Origin of the sequence: Moorella mulderi DSM 14980, from assembly GCF_001594015.1 — a bacterium.
Taxonomy (GTDB): Bacteria; Bacillota; DSM-521; order Neomoorellales; family Neomoorellaceae; genus Neomoorella; species Neomoorella mulderi.
The window spans coordinates 15,829-34,366 of record NZ_LTBC01000016.1; the positions used below are offsets into that span (position 1 = coordinate 15,829).

General features: G+C 58.8%; 19 protein-coding genes. 3 read left to right on the forward strand and 16 right to left on the reverse strand.

What is annotated here, in order from left to right; genetic code table 11:
* Positions 1–13: 13 nt before the first annotated feature.
* The 14 genes from yqfD to larB form a co-directional block, all read right to left on the reverse strand.
* Entirely contained in the window at positions 14–1,270 is a 1,257-nt protein-coding gene (gene yqfD, locus MOMUL_RS13190) for a sporulation protein YqfD (protein WP_062285538.1), read from the reverse strand.
* Positions 1,271–1,285: 15 nt separating this feature from the next.
* On the reverse strand, positions 1,286–1,588 hold the full coding sequence (gene yqfC, locus MOMUL_RS13195; RefSeq protein WP_062285540.1) for a sporulation protein YqfC: 303 nt from the start codon (positions 1,586–1,588) through the stop codon (positions 1,286–1,288).
* A 151-nt stretch (positions 1,589–1,739) separates the two neighbouring features.
* Positions 1,740–1,916: a 30S ribosomal protein S21 gene (gene rpsU / locus MOMUL_RS13200; protein ID WP_054937290.1), complete on the reverse strand. Its 177-nt coding sequence runs from the start codon at positions 1,914–1,916 to the stop codon at positions 1,740–1,742.
* 88 nt (positions 1,917–2,004) lie between these two features.
* Complete coding sequence (locus MOMUL_RS13205) at positions 2,005–2,349, reverse strand: histidine triad nucleotide-binding protein (protein ID WP_054937325.1); 345 nt, start codon at positions 2,347–2,349, stop codon at positions 2,005–2,007.
* 32 nt (positions 2,350–2,381) lie between these two features.
* Positions 2,382–3,734 (reverse strand): tRNA (N(6)-L-threonylcarbamoyladenosine(37)-C(2))-methylthiotransferase MtaB, encoded by a 1,353-nt coding sequence (mtaB, locus tag MOMUL_RS13210; protein WP_062285615.1) that lies wholly within the window; start codon positions 3,732–3,734, stop codon positions 2,382–2,384.
* Between the two features lie 125 nt (positions 3,735–3,859).
* Positions 3,860–4,603, reverse strand: a complete 744-nt coding sequence (locus MOMUL_RS13215; RefSeq protein WP_062285542.1) for a 16S rRNA (uracil(1498)-N(3))-methyltransferase — start codon at positions 4,601–4,603, stop codon at positions 3,860–3,862.
* An 86-nt stretch (positions 4,604–4,689) separates the two neighbouring features.
* Positions 4,690–5,838 (reverse strand): molecular chaperone DnaJ, encoded by a 1,149-nt coding sequence (dnaJ, locus tag MOMUL_RS13220; RefSeq protein WP_062285543.1) that lies wholly within the window; start codon positions 5,836–5,838, stop codon positions 4,690–4,692.
* 16 nt (positions 5,839–5,854) lie between these two features.
* Positions 5,855–7,699, reverse strand: a complete 1,845-nt coding sequence (gene dnaK, locus MOMUL_RS13225) for a molecular chaperone DnaK (protein ID WP_062285546.1) — start codon at positions 7,697–7,699, stop codon at positions 5,855–5,857.
* Positions 7,700–7,968: 269 nt separating this feature from the next.
* The gene (gene grpE, locus MOMUL_RS13230; protein WP_062285548.1) at positions 7,969–8,682 is read right to left on the reverse strand and encodes a nucleotide exchange factor GrpE; all 714 of its coding nucleotides are present in this window, start codon (positions 8,680–8,682) and stop codon (positions 7,969–7,971) included.
* Between the two features lie 76 nt (positions 8,683–8,758).
* On the reverse strand, positions 8,759–9,793 hold the full coding sequence (hrcA, locus tag MOMUL_RS13235) for a heat-inducible transcriptional repressor HrcA (protein WP_054937296.1): 1,035 nt from the start codon (positions 9,791–9,793) through the stop codon (positions 8,759–8,761).
* A 96-nt stretch (positions 9,794–9,889) separates the two neighbouring features.
* The gene (gene hemW, locus MOMUL_RS13240) at positions 9,890–11,005 is read right to left on the reverse strand and encodes a radical SAM family heme chaperone HemW (protein WP_062285616.1); all 1,116 of its coding nucleotides are present in this window, start codon (positions 11,003–11,005) and stop codon (positions 9,890–9,892) included.
* A gap of 231 nt (positions 11,006–11,236) precedes the next feature.
* Positions 11,237–13,042, reverse strand: a complete 1,806-nt coding sequence (gene lepA / locus MOMUL_RS13245) for a translation elongation factor 4 (RefSeq protein WP_062285550.1) — start codon at positions 13,040–13,042, stop codon at positions 11,237–11,239.
* A 110-nt stretch (positions 13,043–13,152) separates the two neighbouring features.
* Positions 13,153–13,491, reverse strand: a complete 339-nt coding sequence (locus MOMUL_RS13250) for a phage holin family protein (protein WP_054937298.1) — start codon at positions 13,489–13,491, stop codon at positions 13,153–13,155.
* Positions 13,492–13,543: 52 nt separating this feature from the next.
* Complete coding sequence (gene larB / locus MOMUL_RS13255; protein WP_062285552.1) at positions 13,544–14,299, reverse strand: nickel pincer cofactor biosynthesis protein LarB; 756 nt, start codon at positions 14,297–14,299, stop codon at positions 13,544–13,546.
* A gap of 68 nt (positions 14,300–14,367) precedes the next feature.
* Between larB and spoIIP the strand changes: the two genes are divergently transcribed.
* From spoIIP to MOMUL_RS13270, 3 genes are all read left to right on the forward strand, one after another.
* A complete protein-coding gene (spoIIP, locus tag MOMUL_RS13260) occupies positions 14,368–15,447 on the forward strand; it encodes a stage II sporulation protein P (RefSeq protein ID WP_062285555.1) in 1,080 nt (359 codons plus the stop codon).
* Between the two features lie 52 nt (positions 15,448–15,499).
* Positions 15,500–15,763: a 30S ribosomal protein S20 gene (rpsT, locus tag MOMUL_RS13265; RefSeq protein ID WP_054937301.1), complete on the forward strand. Its 264-nt coding sequence runs from the start codon at positions 15,500–15,502 to the stop codon at positions 15,761–15,763.
* 126 nt (positions 15,764–15,889) lie between these two features.
* Positions 15,890–16,099 carry a hypothetical protein gene (locus MOMUL_RS13270; RefSeq protein WP_054937302.1) on the forward strand — a complete coding sequence of 70 codons (210 nt, stop codon included), beginning with the start codon at positions 15,890–15,892 and terminating at the stop codon, positions 16,097–16,099.
* 13 nt (positions 16,100–16,112) lie between these two features.
* Here the strand turns inward: MOMUL_RS13270 and holA are convergent, their stop codons facing one another.
* A complete protein-coding gene (holA, locus tag MOMUL_RS13275) occupies positions 16,113–17,108 on the reverse strand; it encodes a DNA polymerase III subunit delta (RefSeq protein WP_062285556.1) in 996 nt (331 codons plus the stop codon).
* Positions 17,109–17,190: 82 nt separating this feature from the next.
* On the reverse strand, positions 17,191–18,489 hold the full coding sequence (thiC, locus tag MOMUL_RS13280) for a phosphomethylpyrimidine synthase ThiC (protein ID WP_062285559.1): 1,299 nt from the start codon (positions 18,487–18,489) through the stop codon (positions 17,191–17,193).
* Between the last annotated feature and the right edge of the window lie 49 nt (positions 18,490–18,538).

An 18,538-nucleotide genomic window follows, 5' to 3' on the forward strand; every position in this document is an offset into this window, starting at 1 on the left:
GCCAGCGTAAAAGCTACTGTTTGCCGCTAAGGGGAACAACCTGGCCGATATCCTCTTCCGTTTCCACCCAGGCCCGGACACGAACTATCTCATCTTCAGGTTTGGTTAAAGGAACTACCTTCTGCCCCGTAATGCTGGCTCCCGGTGGTAACTTTTCCTTGAGCTCCGCCAGGATCTGCCGGCCGGCTGTGCTGACTGCTTCTTCATAGGAAAGCTGCCGGTACCGGACCTGGACTTCATAATAGCTCGTTATGATGAGTTCGACGGGCAGGGTAAAATTCCTCCAGGATGGCAGGGCCACAACTTTATTTTCCTGGCGATAACTGGTATAGGATGGCTGTTGCGGGCCTTTCAGGATATAGCGGCGGCCGGGTGTCTGGACTATTAGCGCCGTCTGCTGCCGGCCGGTTGGCACTTCCTGGACCTGCCGGCGGTTGATCTCTTTTTCCCCTTCATACCAGACCCGGGCCCGGACAATACCCCGGGCCCGGACCAGGCGGGGTGGGGGCAGTGGCTGCTCAGGAGCGGCTGCTTCTCCCGGCTTTTTTTCCGGCCGGGGGGGTAAAATGAGGCCCGAAATCAGTATTTCTCCCTGCCGGACCGTATCGCCGGCCTTTACCCTGCCCTCGCCATTAATGACCAGGATATCTTTGATTACCCCGTCTTTGGCGGCAATGATGCTGGCCGGCCGGTCGACGGCTTCCTCCCCGGGAGGGGCTGCCTTTTCCACCACGGTGATCTCGGCCCTGGTACCATGGAAGCGGATACCTACCCAGGCCACCTGGGGCAAACGGCGCTCCATGGCGTACTCCAGGGTACGGGTATCCAGGGCGCTTTTTCTGGCACCGGGCTTTAGCCCCTCCGCGCGGGCCGCGGCCAGGACCTGGTCCGGCGTTACCCGGCGTAACGGGCCGTTTTCCGGCCTGACGTCCACCACCCAGATAAAGGTGGACAGGAGGTAGATGGCCAGCAAAAAGAAAAGGCTGCCCAGGAGCAGTACCTGCCGTCCCCGCAGGCGGCGGCTGAAAAAGGGCCAGCCCCGCTTGTCCACAATACGGACCCGGCAGCGGCTCTGCCGGGCCAGGGAGCGCAGGGCGCGGTATTCGCGGGCCGGCATTTTTGCCTGGAGGCTGCCGCTCCTGCTACGGGTGATATCCCAGAGGCTGATGCCCTGAGCCAGGGCTAGATTGAGAAAGCCTTCCGGGTCGTCGCCGCTGATGGTAAGTATCAGATAGCCCTCCAGGTAAGCCAGCCAGTTTCGCCAGGCCACCGGTCTCTTCCTCCCTTAGCAAAACGTCAGGGAATGGATGGTGCCTTCCAGGGCGATGGCGTCCGGTTTGATCTCCCGCAGGAGCATGCCTGTCCCCTTGATCTCCAGCTCGCCGGTACTGAGTTTCAGGCGTACCAGGTCCGGCTGGTACTCGCTGATGCCCCGGTGGTTTTCCACTACCAGCCGGCTATTACCTACCAGGGTCAGGCGCGGCAGGTCCAGGACGGCGTCTGCCGGTAACTCTAAATAATCGGTAATGGCTTTCTCCAGCCGCCGGGCCCTGTCCATCCAGCTGCGCCGGGAACGATTTTTCCCCATCCTGTCCCCTCCTGCCAATACTTTATGCAAAGGCAGGGCAAAAAAGACCGCAAAAAAACCCGGTCCTGCAGGACCGGGCTCTGTATGCCCATGAAAGCTGTGCCACCGGGAAAATTATCAACCAGAGGGAGGTAACATCCACTGTTCTGTTTTAGTGCCAGCGGCGTTTGCGAGCCGCTTCGGATTTTTTCTTGCGCCTGACGCTGGGTTTTTCGTAATGTTCCCGGCGCCGGGCTTCCGAAAGAATGCCTGCCTTCTGGCAAATGCGCTTGAACCGCTTTAAAGCGGCATCAATGGATTCATTTTTGCCAATTTTAACCTCGCTCAACCCTTGCTTCCCTCCCCCCGCCAGCCCGGTGGACGCTGCCTTCAACAGCTCAACATGAGTTTAATTATACTCTATCCCTTTTTTAGCGTCAACCCAGGATCCGCAGTTGCCGCCCTCCCAGAAGGTGGAAATGGAGGTGGTAAACAACCTGCCCGCCCTCTTCTTTACAATTATTTACCAGGCGGAAACCACGCTCAGCCAGGCCCAGTTCCCGGGCAATTTGCACCGCCACCAGGTGGATATGGCCGAGCAGTTCTTTATCTGCCGGCGTTATGGCCGTCAGATCAGGTATATGCTTCCTGGGGATAATTAAAATATGTACCGGGGCCACCGGCCGGATATCTTTAAAGGCTACCACCTGCTCATCCTGGTAAACCACCTCGGCCGGGAGCTGACCCCTGGCTATTCTACAAAAGATGCATTCCTCGGCCACGTGTGTTGCTCCCTTCTTTACTATGCTTAATATTAATTTCTCCCTCCAGGGCTATTTTCCTGCTCTTCCTTAACATCTTTTTCTAATTTGCCCCAGATTAAACCTCCCCGTAATTCCTGCAGCCTGACCGGGACAAGGCGTCCTGTCAAATCTAAGTCTGCCGGAAAGGCAACCGTCAGGTAATTGCCGGTATGGCCTTCGAAAACACCCGGTTGACCGGGCAGGGGCCTTTCTACCAGTACCGTGAGGGTTTCGTTTAAAAACTCCCGGGCATACTGGCGGGCCAGGCGGCGTCCCAGCTGGAGGAGGCACCGTTCCCGGTCCTTTTTTACCTCGGGGGCTACTTGATCAGGCATGGCCGCCGCCGGGGTACCCCGGCGGGGGGAATAAGGAAAAACATGGATGGCGGCCAGGGCCGCTTCCTTGACTACCGCCATGGTATTTTGAAACTGGTCTTCCGTTTCCCCGGGAAAGCCGACCATGACATCGCTGGTAAATGCCGCCCGGGGCCGTTTGGAGCGTAAGGAAGCGATTAACTCCAGGTAGTAACGGCCGGTATAACGGCGTCCCATTTTTTGCAAGATGTCATCATCGCCGCTCTGGAGGGGAATGTGGTAATGGGGGCAGATAACCTCTTCCTCCGCCAGCACGGCCTTTAATGCGGGGGTAAAATCCAGGGGATCAATGGAGCTGATGCGGAGACGTTCCAGCCCCGGTACCCGGACGAGCTTTTTCAGGAGACCGGCCAGGTCTATCCCCCCGGCAAGGTCGCGGCCATAGGCCCCGGTGTGGACGCCGGTGAGGACGATTTCCAGGTACCCGGCAGCTACCAGGCGTTGCACTTCGGCCAGGATCGCTTCTGGTGCCCGGCTGCGTAACGGCCCGCGGGCATAGGGGACGATGCAGTAAGTACAGAATTCCTCACAACCTTCCTGGATCTTGAGAAAGGCCCGGGCCCGGCTTACTTCCACCAGGGGCAGCTCTTCAAAGGCTTCCCCGGGTTCGTGGGCGCGGACGGCGTTAACAGGGGTCCCTTCCTCCCTGGCCTTTTCCACCAGTTCTACCAGCCGCCGCCGCTCCCGGGTGCCGACTACCACATCGACGCCGGGGATAGCCAGCACCTCCCCCGGGGCTACCTGGGCATAGCAGCCGGTAACGGCCACCACTGCCTCCGGGTTGGCCCGGACAGCGCGGCGGATCAGCTGCCGCGACTTGCGGTCACTGATGTGGGTGACGGTGCAGGTGTGGACGACGTAGACGTCGGCCTTTTCCGGGAAGGGCACGATCTCGTAGCCGGCTGCCAGGAAGAGGTGCTTGATGGCTTCCAGTTCGTTCTGGTTGACTTTGCAGCCCAGGCTCACCAGGGCCACCCGGGGTGAGGGCACGAGTTTCACCTCTGATCCTCCGAAAATAGGGTTCTCCGCCAGAAATGGTTCCTTCTGGTCGGGATATGTCCCTGCGCCGCTCAGGAGTTACGCAAATAAATTTTCATGTCTCGCTAAAGGGGGCGTCAGCCCCCCAGCTCCCCCAGGGCGTACATGACGGCGGCCAGGCAGACCAGTCCGGCCGTTTCTGTCCTCAAGATGCGGGGACCCAGGGTGATGGGTAAACCGCCAAATTTACGGGCCAGGTCAATTTCCGCCCGGCTCAAGCCCCCTTCGGGGCCAATAAGCAGGGCCAGTTCCTGTTCCTCCGGGACTGCAGGGAGTATTGACCTGAGGTCACGGGAGCGTTCTTCTTCCCAGGGGACCAGCAACAGGGTGCCGGGTTTAAGCCCTGCCAGGGCTGCCTCCAGCTCCAGGGGGCCGTCCACCGCCGGGATCAGGTGCCGGCGGCTCTGGCGGGCTGCTGCATGCGCCTTTTGCTGCCAGCGTTCCCGGCGCCGGGTGCAGGCCTGTGGGTCCGGCCGGGGGATGGAACGTTCCGTAACCAGGACGACAATCCGGGCTACCCCTAATTCTGTACATTTTTCAATGATAAAATCCATTTTATCCCCTTTGGGCCAGCCCTGGTAGAGGGTCACTTTTACCCGCGGCTCCGGGCTCTCCAGGGGGGCCTTGATGGCCGCGACCACCCGGTCTTTCTGGATGGCTATGATTTCCGCCAGGTACCCCCGGCCGCTGTTGTCGGCCAGGGAGATGGCCTCCCCCACCCGCAAGCGCAGGACGCGGAGGGCATGATGGGCGTTTTCTCCCTCCAGGATGGCCGGTTCGCCGGGAACGATCAGGGCAGGCAGAAAAAAATGGTGGGCCATAACGGCTCACCCCCTGCAACAGAAGTCGGATACAGGAAGTCGGAGGTCGGCTGCCTGCAGGCAGCCATGCAGGGATATTAGTAAAGTTATCCCATGAAGGCGTCCCTTACTTTTTTAAAGAAGCCTTTATCCTGCTCCCTGGCGCCTTTGGGTTCCCAGCCATACAGGCGGCCGAACTCCCGCAGCAGCTCCTTTTGTTTTTCATTAAGGTTGGTAGGTGTCTCAACATGAATCCGTACATGCTGGTCACCCCGGCCGGCGCCGTTCAAGCGGGGGATGCCTTTACCCTTCAGCCTGAAGGTGGCCCCGCTCTGGGTCCCGGCAGGGATATTGAGTTCGGCTTTACCGTCCAGGGTAGGCACCAGGATCCTGTCACCCAGGGCCGCCTGGACCATGGTTACCGGCACCTCGCAGAGGACGTCATACCCTTCCCGCCGGAAAAAGGGATGGGGCCGGACGTTAATATAGACATAGAGGTCGCCCGGCGGCCCGCCGCGGATGCCGCTCTCGCCTTCGCCGGCCATGCGCAGGCGGGCACCGGTATCCACCCCCGGGGGAATTTTGATCTTTATCTTACGGGTGCGCTGGACTACACCCCGGCCGCGGCAGGTGGGACAGGGCGTTTCAATAATGGTCCCCTGGCCGTGGCAGTGGTGACAGGTGCGTATCGTCTGGAAATGGCCCAGGGGCGTACTCTGGGAGATGCGGACCTGCCCGGTGCCGTGGCAGGTGGGGCAGGTCCTGGGCCTGGTACCGGGCGCCGCGCCGCTGCCGTCACAGGCAGGGCACTTTTCCTGGCGCGGTACGCCGATTTCCTTTTCCCCGCCAAAGGCAGCTTCTTCAAAGGAAATTTCTATATCCAGGCGCAGGTCATCGCCCCGCTGGGGACCCTGGCGCCTGGCTGTCCGGCCAAAACCGCCGCCAAAGAACATGTCAAAGATGTCGCCAAAGGTGCCGAAATCGGCACCGGCGCCGCCGAAGTCAAAGCCGCCGAAGCCGGGCCCGCCCGTCTCCATGCCGGCATGGCCGAACTGGTCATAACGGGCCCTCTTCTCCGGGTCGCTTAAGACTTCGTAGGCTTCCTGGACCTCTTTGAACTTTTCTTCGGCCTCTTTATTCCCCGGATTCATATCCGGGTGGTACTTGCGCGCCAGCTGGCGGTAAGCCTTCTTAATTTCCGCCTCGGAGGCATCCCGGGAGACCCCCAGGACCTCGTAATAATCGCGCTTTGCCATGGCTGGTCACCGGTTATTATTTCTTGTCGTCATCGACGATTTTGTAGTCGGCATCGTAGACATTGCCGTCCTGTTTCGCCACGCCGGTAGGACCGGTTCCACCCTGGGCCCCGCCGCCGGCCTGGGCACCGGCCTGCTGGTACACTTTGGTGGTCAGGGTATAGAGGGCCTGGGAAAGGGCTTCCATCTTTTCTTTGATCTTAGCGGAATTCTTGCTGTCCAGGACGTCCTGGAGTTCTTTCTTCGCCTGTTCGATGCGGTCCACGTCGGCCTTGTCGGCTTTATCTTTAAACTCCTTCAGGGTGCGGTCGGCCTGGTAGATGAGGGAGTCCGCCTGGTTCCTGGTCTCAATTTCCTCCTTGCGCTTGCGGTCGCTCTCAGCATAGGCCTCGGCATCCTTAACCATGCGCTGGATTTCTTCTTCCGTGAGGCCGCTGGATGAAGTAATAGTTATGGCCTGCTGTTTACCGGTGGCCAGGTCTTTGGCCGAGACGTGGACGATGCCGTTGGCGTCGATATCAAACTTGACTTCAATCTGGGGTACACCCCGGGGCGCCGGCGGGATACCCGTCAGCTGGAAGCGGCCCAGGGTTTTATTGTCGGCGGCCATGGCCCGCTCGCCCTGGAGGACGTGGATTTCCACCGTGGTCTGGTTGTCGGCGGCGGTGGAAAAGATCTGGCTCTTGGACGTCGGAATGGTGGTGTTGCGTTCAATTATCTTCGTGAACACGCCGCCCAGGGTTTCAATGCCGAGGGATAGCGGGGTAACATCCAGGAGCAGGACGTCCTTGACCTCGCCGGCCAGGACCCCGGCCTGAATGGCTGCCCCCAGGGCGACACACTCATCCGGGTTAATACCCTTATGGGGCTCTTTGCCCAGGATCTTGCGCACCGTCTCCTGGACCAGGGGCACCCTGGTGGAGCCGCCTACCAGTAACACCTTGTCAATATCCTTGGGCTCCAGCCCGGCGTCAGCCAGGGCCTGCCTGGTGGGACCAACGGTCTTTTCTACCAGGTCGGCTATCAGTTCTTCAAACTTGGCCCGGGTGAGATTCACATCCAGGTGGATGGGGCCGCTGGGCGTCGCCGAGATGAAGGGCAGGTTAATGTTGGTGCTGGTCATGCTGGAAAGCTCAATTTTAGCTTTTTCCGCCGCTTCCTTCAGGCGCTGCATGGCCATTTTATCCTGCCTCAGGTCTACCCCGTGCTCCCGGCGGCAGATGTCTACCAGGTAGTCCATAATCCGCTGGTCAAAGTCATCGCCGCCCAGGCGGTTATTGCCGCTGGTGGCCTTAACTTCAAAAACGCCATCCCCCAGCTCCAGGATGGAAACGTCAAAGGTACCGCCACCCAGGTCATAAACCAGGATGGTCTGGTCTTCTTCTTTATCCAGGCCGTAGGCCAGGGAGGCTGCCGTCGGCTCGTTGATAATACGCAGTACCTCCAGGCCGGCAATGCGGCCGGCGTCTTTAGTGGCCTGGCGCTGGCTGTCAGTAAAGTAGGCCGGTACCGTGATAACCGCCTGGGTCACCTTTTCCCCCAGGTAGGCTTCCGCGTCAGCCTTCAGCTTTTGCAGGATCATGGCCGATATTTCCTGGGGGGTATATTCCTTGTCATCGATTTTTACTTTATAGCTGGTGCCCATATGGCGTTTAATGGACATGACGGTCCGGTCAGGATTGGTGATGGCCTGGCGTTTGGCCACCTGGCCGACAACCCGCTCGCCGTCCTTGGTAAAGGCCACTACTGAAGGCGTGGTGCGGCCGCCTTCCGCATTGGGGATGACTACTGCTTCCCCGCCTTCCATGACGGCTACGCAGGAGTTAGTTGTACCCAGGTCGATACCGATTACTTTACCCATTGTGATCTACCTCCTGTTCTCCAGCTTCTACCCTGAAAATAACTTCGCTCCAGGCTGGCATTGTTTTTGCTCGCTCCCTGGTCCTCGCGGATCAGCCTACGGCTCAGCCTCGGGCTCGGGCGGGGTTCCCGGCCTATTCGGCATCCTTGCCTCAGAGGCCGGCCTCGGACATCCTGTCCTCGGCCCCGCCCTCGCTCCTCGGCTTCGCCAAGGCTGCTCAACCGCTCGGACCAAGTCGCTCGCTCCAAACAAATGCCAGCCACTTATCTTCATCCTTCTGATGGTGCCGCGTTAGCGGCATGAGGGTCTTGTTTGGTTTCCTGTTCTGTGGCACCGGCCGCTACCGCCACTTTGACCATGGCCGGCCGTAAAAGTTTGCCATGCAAAGTATAACCCCGGCGGAACTCTTCGACCACCAGGTTTATTTTATCCGGTTCCGGTGTTTCTTCCCGCGCTACTGCTTCGTGAACTTCAGGATCAAAGGGCTGGCCCAGGGCGGCTACGGGCATTAGCCCTTCCTGGCTTAAAATTTCTTTTAAAAGACGCAGGGTCATCTCCACGCCGGTTTCCAGGGCCTGCTTTTCCGCTCCTGCAGCTGCTGCCAGGGCCCGCTCCAGGTTATCAAGGACGGGCAAGAGGCTCTCAATGAGCCTGGCATTGGCCAGCCGGGTTAGTTCTTCCTGCTCGCGGCGGGTACGCTTGCGGTAGTTGTCAAAATCGGCCTGCAGGCGCAAATAGCGCTGCTGCAGCCCGGCTAAAGCTTCCTCTTTAGCGGCCAGCTCCGCCTGGAGGCGGGTTAATATTTCATTTTCCTCGCCCGGTTCTTCACCGGCCCCTGCCGGGCCGTCTTTGGCTTCCGGCGTTGCTGCTTCCCCTGCTTCTCCGGCAGGCGGTTCTCCCGGGCTGGTCAGCCTTTCTTCCCTTTCCCCACTTGCCGGTCCATTATTCATTTTATTATCCTTATTATCCTGTTTGGCATCCATAACTTCTTACGGTCACTCCCTTCGTAAAAAAAGCCAGCACCCAAAGGCACCGGCCTGGTCCAGGTGGCCCTGAAACTCAGCGGTAAAATTGCGTCAAGGACCGGGATAAGCTATCGGCCACACACTGGAGGACCGATATAACCCGGGAATAATGCATCCGCGTTGGTCCGAGTAAGCCCACTTTGCCCATTATTTTCCCTTCGACGGCATAGCTAATCGTTACTACACTGCATTTATCAATGCCTTCTTCTTTATTCTCCTGGCCGATCCTGATGGTCAGGCCGCTTCCCGGAGTGGCTTTAAAAATACGCCGCAGGGCCTCTTCCCGCTCGAGAAAAGCCAGGATTTCCTTGACCTTCTCTAAATTTTTAAACTCCGGCTGGCTTAAAATGTTGAGGATGCCTTCCAGGTAAACCTTCTCGCTGCCTTCCAGGGCCAGGATTTGTTGCAAAAGGTCAATCACCTGTTTGATTAAACCCCGGTGCTGGGCTACTTCCCGGTAGATATCCCTCAATACCGCCTGGCGCAGCTCTTCCAGGGCTATACCCTGCAGGCTGGCATTGAGAACACGGGAGATACGGGTAAGATCCTCCGTGGTTACATTGCCGGGAATGGTAAAGATCCGGTGCTCAACCATACCGGTGCTCGTGACTGCCACCAGCAAGGCCTTGTTGGTTGAATGGACAGGTAAAATCTGCACCTGCTCCAGGATGGCATTGTTCTGGTTTGGTCCCAGGGCAATTGCCGTATAGGCGGTCATCTCGGAAAGTAAACGGGCTGTTTCCTCCAGGACCTGCTCGATTTCCAGCATTTTTTGGTTATAGCGCTGGCGCACGTATTCTTCTTCCGCCGGGGTTAATTTTTCCGGCTCCATAAGGCAGTCAACGTAGTAACGATAACCGTAGTCCGAAGGTATACGGCCGGCCGAGGTATGGGGTTGCTCCAGTAAGCCCATTTCCTCCAGGTCGGCCATCTCATTCCGGATGGTGGCCGGACTTACCCCCAGGTTGTACCGCCGGGCAATGGTACGTGAGCCTACCGGTTCGCCGGTAAGGATATAATCCTGGACAATGGCGGCCAGGACCTGCTTTTTCCGCTCATCCATCCGCATGTTCTCACCTTCTTATTAGCACTCTTAAGGCCAGAGTGCTAAGAGCTTACTTAAAACATACCACCCGCCTTTAGTTTTGTCAAGGGAAAGTAAGGGCTAGACAAACTGCACAAAAACTTCATTGGCCAGGGGCAAACCCTTTTCGGTGAGCCTTAAATGGCCGTTTTTTTCCTCTACCAGTCCTGCCTGGTAGAGCCGGTCCAGTTCCCGGGCATAAATCTCCCGGGCGTCAACCCAGAAACGCTGCCGGAAGGCCTGCAAGTCGACGCCGGCCAGCAGGCGCAGGCCCATAAACATGGTTTCGGCCATCTGCTGGCGGGGCGTTAAGGTTTCTATTTCCGCCCGGGGCAGCCGGCCGCGGGATAAGGTGTGCCGGTACTGGTGCAGGTCGCTATAATTCTGCCAGCGCCGGCCCTGCCAGGAGGAGGCTGCGGCCGCCCCCAGGCCCAGGTAGGGCTGGTTTAACCAGTAAGTGAGGTTGTGGCGGCACTGGTACCCCGGCCGGGCGAAGTTGGATATTTCGTACTGCCGGTAACCGGCAGCCGTAAGGATAACCCGGGCTTCCTGGTACATGGCCAGTTCCAGTTCTTCCCCGGGCAAGGGTAACTCGCCGGCAGCCGCTAGCTTTCCCCAGGGTGTACCTTCCTCCACCTGGAGGCTGTAAGCGGCAATATGCTCGGGCTGCAGGGCAACGGCTTCTCTTAAAGTAGCCCGCCAGCCGTCCAGGGTCTGGCCCGGCAGGCCGAAGATCAGGTCCAGGTTGATGTTGCTAAAGCCGGCCCGGCGCGCCAGCTCGCAGGCCTGGTAGGTGTCCCGGCGCCGGTGGATGCGGCCCATAGCACCAAGGAGGTCGTCGTCAAAGGCCTGGGCTCCCAGGGAGAGGCGGTTCACCCCGGCGGCCCGCAGGTCCCGGAGTTTAGCTTCATCTACCGTGCCGGGGTTAGCCTCTATAGAAACTTCCGCCCCCGGCTGCCGGCCGAAGTAGCGGGCCACGGCGTCTAGGACCTGCTCCAGATCCCGGGCGGAGAGCAGGGTCGGGGTACCGCCGCCGATATAAACAGTGGCCGCAGGTCCCGGTTGCCACTTCTGGGACACCAGAGCCATTTCCCGCTCCAGGTCCCGGCAGTAGGCGGCCATTTCCTCCGGTGACCGGCCGGGATAGGAAACGAAGTCGCAGTAATGGCACTTGCGGATGCAGAAGGGGATATGGATGTAGAGGGCGTGGCTGGCTTTTGTTTGGAGTGAGCGACTTGGCCCGAGCGGTGAAGTGGCCTTGGTGAAGCCGAAGAGTGAGGGCGGGGCCGAGGACAGGAGGTCCGAGGCCGGCCTCTGAGGCAAGGATGCCGAATAGGCCGGGAACCCCGCCTTAAGCCTTACGGCTGAAACCTTAGGCCACTCCGCAAGGGCCAGGGAGCGAGCGAAAACAAAGCCAGCTACCATATCCTACGACTTCCCTACCTTCAGCACGGCCATAAAGGCCTCCTGGGGGATGTCCACCGTGCCCACCTGTTTCATGCGCTTCTTGCCTTCCTTTTGTTTCTCCAGGAGCTTGCGCTTCCGCGTCACATCGCCGCCGTAACACTTGGCCAGGACGTTTTTGCGCAGCGCCGGGATGGTTTCCCGGGCGATGACCCGGCTGCCGATGGCGGCCTGGATGGGAACGTCAAAGAGCTGGCGCGGGATCAGCTGGCGCAGGCGTTCCACCAGGGCCCGGCCGCGGTGGTAGGCCTGGTCCCGGTGGGTGATCACCGACAGGGCATCCACCACTTCATTATTAATAAGGATATCCATCTTTACCAGCTCTGCCGGCCGGTAGCCCTTGACTTCATAATCCAGGGATGCATAGCCCCGCGTCCGGCTCTTAAGCTGGTCAAAGAAGTCGTAGATAATTTCCGCCAGGGGCAGGTCGTATTTTAAAGCAACCCTTTTCTCGGAAAGGTAATCCATATTAAGGAAAGTACCGCGTTTTTCCTGGCAGAGTTCCATTACCGGACCTACATATTCTTTGGGTGTCATAATGGTGGCCTCGACGTAGGGCTCTTCAATATGGTCTATCAGGTTAGGTGCCGGCAGGGCGGTGGGATTGTCAACCATCTCCACCCGCCCGTCGGTCCGCACCACCCGGTAGACTACGCTGGGCGCGGTAGTTATGAGTTCCAGACCGTACTCCCTTTCCAGCCGCTCCTGGATAATCTCCATGTGCAGGAGCCCCAGGAAGCCACAGCGAAAGCCGAAACCCAGGGCCACCGAGGTTTCCGGCTCAAAGCTCAAAGAGGCGTCATTTAACTGCAGCTTTTCCAGGGCGTCCCGCAGGCTGTCAAATTGTTCCGAGTCCACCGGGAACAGGCCGCAGTAAACCATGGGCATTACCCTGCGGTAGCCCGGCAAGGGCTCCCTGGCCGGCCGGCTGGCGCTGGTGATGGTGTCGCCGACCCGGGTATCCTTGACATTTTTAATGCTGGCGGAGAGAAAGCCCACCTCGCCGGCGGCCAGTGTTGTGACCTGCCGTGGCGCCGGGGTGAAAACGCCCACCTCATTGACTTCAAATTCGGCCCCCGTAGCCATGAAACGGATGCGGTCGCCCTTTTGCACCCGGCCCTCGACAACCCTGATATAGGGGATAGCCCCCCGGTAGCTATCAAAGATGGAATCAAAAATCAGCGCCTTTAAGGGCGCTTCCCGGTCGCCCCGGGGCGGGGGAATGCGCCGGACGATGGCCTCCAGGATCTCTTCCGTCCCCACCCCGGTTTTAGCCGAGGCCAGGATGGCTTCACTGGCGTCCAGGCCGATGACGTCTTCTATCTCGCGGCGTACCCGTTCCGGCTCGGCATTGGGCAGATCGATTTTATTGATAACCGGGATAATTTCCAGGTTGTGTTCCAGGGCGAGGTAAACATTGGCCAGGGTCTGGGCTTCAATGCCCTGGGCCGCGTCAACCACCAGCAGGGCGCCTTCACAGGCCGCCAGGCTCCGTGATACTTCATAGGTAAAGTCCACGTGTCCCGGGGTGTCAATCAAGTTTAAAACATATTCCCGGCCGTCCCGGGCTCTATATTTCAAGCGGACCGCCTGAAGCTTGATGGTGATGCCGCGCTCCCGTTCCAGTTCCATGGTATCCAGGACCTGGTCCACCATCTCCCGCTTGCTCAAAGCACCGGTATACTCCAGGAGGCGGTCGGCCAGGGTAGACTTGCCGTGGTCAATATGGGCAATGATGCAGAAATTACGGATATTTTTTTGCTCCGTCACTAAATAACTTCCTCCCCCGCAAATCGGAAGCCAGATGCATCTGGTGGACGGCTTTATTATAACAGAAAGCGGGCCGGGCTAAAAGCCCGGCCCGCCCGGCAGCTCATTTCCTAGCGCAGCTCGGTAGGGACAAAGGCATCAATTACACCGATAACTAGAGCCGCCAGTAAAGCACCCAGGATATTCACGCTTAAGTAGGCGGGGACAATAAATTGAGCCAGATAGATTACTATTGCCGCGACGATAAAGCCGACAATGCCGCGACCATGGGGGGAAATCCGTTTGCCAAGGACGGCTTCTGCCAGCCAGCCCAGGATGGCTATAACGACGGCCGCAATCAGGGCACCGGTGAAACCTGCTACTCTAATGCCGGGAAGGATAAAACCTACCAGCATCAGCACCAGGGCCGAGACAACAAAGCGGACAACGGCGCCTACCCAATTAGTCATATTTATCACCTCCTTCGGGTTCGCCTATAGCATTGCCCAAAAAGGAGGTAAATTATACTTTTTTCAGGCGGGTGATAGCCGTGGCCAGGGCGGCAGCGCCAAAACCGTTGTCAATATTAACGACGCCGATGCCGGCAGCACAGCTATTGAGCATGGTCAGCAGGGCGGCCAGCCCGCCGAAACTCGCCCCATAACCGATGCTTGTCGGGACGGCAATCACCGGCCGGTCTACCAGGCCGGCCACGACGCTGGCCAGGGCGCCTTCCATGCCCGCGACGACAATAATCACATCGGCCCGGCGTACCAGTTCCACCCGCCCCAGCAGGCGGTGGATGCCAGCCACGCCGACATCGTAAATTCTCTCGACCTCATTGCCCATTACCGCCGCCGTCACCGCTGCTTCTTCGGCCACGGGCAGGTCGGCCGTCCCGGCGCTTAAAACCGCCACGCGACCGCCGGTAGGCCTGATCTCCCCGGCAGCCACGACGATGGTCCGGGCCAGTTCGTTAAATTCGGCAGCCGGCAAGCGGGCGGCAACCTCCTGGTATACTTCCCTGGTAGTCCTGGTTACGAGGACCGTTGAGCCGGCGGCTGCCAGGCGGGAGGCAATGGCCGCCACATGTTCCTTTGTTTTTCCCTGGCCGAAAATAACCTCCGGAAAGCCGTTCCTTAAGGCACGGTGATGATCGATCTTGGCAAAGCCCAGATCTTCTTCCTTTAAAGTCTTTAAATGCCCCATAACCGTGTCCAGGTCAACCTGTCCGGCTTTATAAGCCTGCAAAAGATCCTTGAGTTGGGCCTCAGTCACTGCTCAGCCTCCTAACATTGCCCCTCGTGGTCCCTCCCCAGGTCTAAATTATCCCGCGGAGGAATAAAATGGCTACCAGCAAGGGGGCGGAAAGGTTGCGGATTCACGTTATTACCCGCTGGCAGGCCAGGATCTTTCTATCCCGCCTGGTAAAAGTTCTCGTGGCAGTGGTGGTTATTTTTTCCCTGGTTACCGGTACCTGGCGTTTGATTAAAGCCGGCCGCCAGCTATCCCTGGGTGTACCCGGTTATTCTGCCTGGTTACCGCTGCCCCTGCTGGAAGGCATTTTAAGCGAGGGCCTGCCGGCCCTTGCTTTACGCGCGGCCAACAGCCCGCAAGATAATTCCAGCGAAGCCCTGGCAGCTGCCGTCCAGGTCTTGGCCTCACCCCTGGTAGTTTTCCCCGGTGGTACCGGGGTAACGCGCTTGTTGACTACCGAGGAAGAGTATGAGTTGCCCCAGCCGCTGCCGGAGGAAAGTGTACCGCCAGCGCCGGCAGAATGGGAGATCGCCAGCGCCCAACCTCCTCTGGTTGCTATATACAACACCCACAATGCGGAATCCTACCAGCCGAGTGAGGGTCAGGCTAAATTTCCCGGGAAAAACGGCGGGGTCAGCCAGGTGGCGGCGGTCCTGGCCGAAACTTTAAGCAAAGATTACGGCATCCCGGTAGTACGCTCAACTACCATCCATGATTATCCCGACTTTACCAGGTCCTATGCCAACTCCGAAAAAACCCTCAAAAGAATGCTGGCGGAAAACCCTTCCGTCCTGGTGGCCCTGGATATCCACCGTAACGCCGGTCTGCCGGCACCGCCGGTAGTGGAAATTGACAACCAGAAAGTCGCCCAGGTGCTTATTATCGCCGGCAGCAATGCCCGCCTGGAACACCCCAACTGGCGCCAGAACGAGGCCTTTGCCCACCGGCTGGCTAAAAAAATGGACGAACTTTATCCCGGTTTATGCCTGGGTGTCCGGGTCCAGGAAGGCCGCTACAACCAGCACCTCCTTCCCCGGGCCCTGCTCTTAGAAATTGGCAGCGATAATAATACCCTGGAAGAGGCGGAACGCTCCGCCCGCCTGGTAGCCAGGGTCCTGGCGGGAGTTATCGAAGACCTGCGGCAGGAGAACCCGGCTAAATCCGGTTAAATGTTGCTTTTACCAGGTTGCCATGATAAAATAAGGCGGGAGGTGAGCTGGGATGCCCAACATTAAGTCGGCCATTAAACGTGTAGAGCTGACCCGCATTCGTACCGAGCGCAACAAGGCCGTCAAATCCCGCGTGAAAACGGCCATCAAAAAATTCCGGACGGCCCTGGAACAGGGCGATAGTGCCGCTGCTGAAAACTTGCGCCAGGCCATTCGCACCATCGATAAAGCCGTTACTAAAGGGGTTCTCCACCCGAATACTGCCGCCCGGAAAAAATCAAGGCTGCAGCGCCTGTTTAACAAAACGTCTGCTTAATCCCATGGCTTAATTTTAGCAACATAACCCCCGGCATTGACAGGGGGTTTTTAATTTACCCGGAATTTTCCCCCCTTCATTATGCCATAATAAAAACAGGCTTGCAGAAAGGGGGGACTTTAATTTATGCCGGAAAAACCTGGCACCGCTAAAGAGCGGCCGGAAAAAGAAGCCAACCGGAAGGGCATTGCTGCGGAAGGTACCCCGGGTACCGCCTATGAATTTGCTACCGAAATTGCGACCCCTGGTACTAGAGCAGCCGGTACCGTTAGGGGTACTGCCGGAGCCGGAGCAGTCCGGGGAAGGGACCAGAAGCGACCCGCTGGTGAAGAGTAAAGCTGGGGGAGCATTAATGCTCCCCTTTAATAATAGTCCAGATGGCTTTTTCCAACAGGGGGCCGGCTCCACCCTGCCCGGTCTTGATCCCGGTATCTACCTTTAATAATTCCTCCAGGGCCCGCGCGGCAGCAGGCAGGGAAAAATTGCGGGCCTGGCCAGCCACCTTCTGGACGACAAAGGGTTTTACTCCCAGCCTGGCGGCCAGCTCGCGTTTATCCGCCGCCAGGTGGTACTGGTAAATCAGGCGCACCTGGCGGGCCAGCATGGCCAGGATGCTTAAGGGGGCTTCGCCCCTTTCCAGCAGCCGGCGCAAGGAGTTAATGGCCAGGGTGGCATTGCGGTTCCCCAGGGCGTCTACTAACTGGAAGATGGTAGCTTCCGCAGCCGCGGCCGGTACCAGGGCCTCAACATCTGCCGGTGTAATGGTACCCGGCTGCCCGGTATAGGTCATTACTTTATATAACTCATTCCTGGCCAGGCGCAGGTCTCCCCCGCCGGCCTGGGCCAGGGCCCGGGCAGCCGCCGGGTGTAAATTATAACCCTGCTCCCGGGCCTCCCGCTGTAACCATTTTTCCAGTTCCGCTGCCTTAAGGGGTAAAAATTCTACCAACCGGCCGGTCTGCTGGATTAGCTTCACTAGCTTCAAGCGTTTATCGATACTGCCATTAACTGCCAGTACCAGGCAGGTCGTTGGGGCCGGGTTTTCCAGGTAGGCCAGGAGGTCACCCTCCCCGGCCTTCAATATTTCTGCCGCCGGGTCCTTTACTACCACCAGGCGCCTGGGCGCCAGGGCCGGCGGGGTAGCGGCCAGGAGGACTATCTTTCCGGCTGTCATCTCCCGGCCGTCCAATTCCTGGTAATCAAAGGCCGCCGCTTCCGCCGGGACCAGCTTTTCCTGCAGGGTTTTTAAAGCCCGTTCCAGGAGGTAACTTTCGTTACCATAAAAGAGATATACCGGGGCTATCTTACCTTGTTCCAGTTCCCTGTCCAGTTCCTGCCAGTCCAAATGATAAATCCTCCCTGGCACGAATCCCTATGAGGGACATGGTTGCTAGGGGCGCTGGCCCCCAAAAGGTTCTCCCTTCATTTTAGCACTTTTCTACCGGCTTGCCCAGGTACTCTCCCACCAGGCGCATGGCACAAAAGTCGCCGCACATAGAACAGGCAACGGCGGTAGCTTCATTGCGGTTCTGGCGGTACTGCCGCGCCTTTTTGGGATCAATGGCCAGCTCCAGCTGGCGCTCCCAGTCCAGGGCTTTGCGGGCGCGGGCCATCTCCCGGTCCCATTCCCAGGCCCCGGAGATACCTTTGGCCAGGTCGGCGGCATGGCCGGCAATACGGGCGGCAATTACCCCTTCCCGGACGTCAGCCAGGGTGGGCAGGCCCAGGTGCTCGGCCGGGGTGACATAGCAGATGAAGTCCGCTCCCGCCGCTGCTGCCAGGGCGCCGCCAATGGCCGCCGTAATATGATCGTAGCCCGGGGCGACATCGGTTACCAGGGGGCCGAGGACATAGAAGGGCGCCTCATGGCAGAGCCTTTTCTCCAGCAGGATGTTGGCCTGGACCTGGTTCAGGGGTACGTGTCCCGGCCCTTCGACCATGGCCTGGACGCCCGCTTCCCGGGCCCGGTCTACCAGTTCACCCAGGATAATTAACTCCTGGATCTGGGCCCGGTCGGTAGCATCGGCCAGGCAGCCGGGACGGAGGCCGTCGCCCAGGCTCAAGGTGACATCATAACGGCGGGCAATCTCCAGCAGGCGGTCGTACTGGGCATAGAGGGGATTCTCTTCCCCATGGTGCAGCATCCATCCTGTCAGGAAAGAGCCACCCCGGCTGACAATGTCGGTTAGGCGCCCTTCCCGCCGCAGGCGGTCTACCACTTCCAGGGTAACGCCGCAGTGGACGGTGATAAAGTCCACCCCGTCTTCGGCCTGCATTTCGATTACTTTAAATAAATCCTCGGCCGTCATCTCCACCAGGGCGCCGTATTTTTCCTGGGCCTCCACCGTGGCCTGGTAGATGGGCACCGTGCCGACGGCAACCGGGGAATGGGCAATAATTTGCCGCCGGCACTCATTAATATCGCCACCGGTGCTTAGATCCATGACGGCATCGGCCCCGGCGTCCAGGGCTTCTCTAAGCTTTTCCAGTTCCGGCTCGATATCCGGGTAGGCCGTGGAAGTCCCCAGGTTGGCATTGACCTTGGTCCTTAAGCCTTTACCAATGCCGCAGGGTTCCAGGTTGCGGTGATTTTTATTGGCCGGGATCACCACCCGGCCGGCAGCCACCGCCGCCATCAGGTCTTCTACCCGGATACCTTCCTTCGCCGCCACCTTTTCCATGGCCCGCGTTACCTGGCCCACCCGGGCCGCCTCTATTTGCGTCATTTGCGTTTACCCCCTTCTTTAATAAAAAACACCTGCGGCAAGCAGGTGA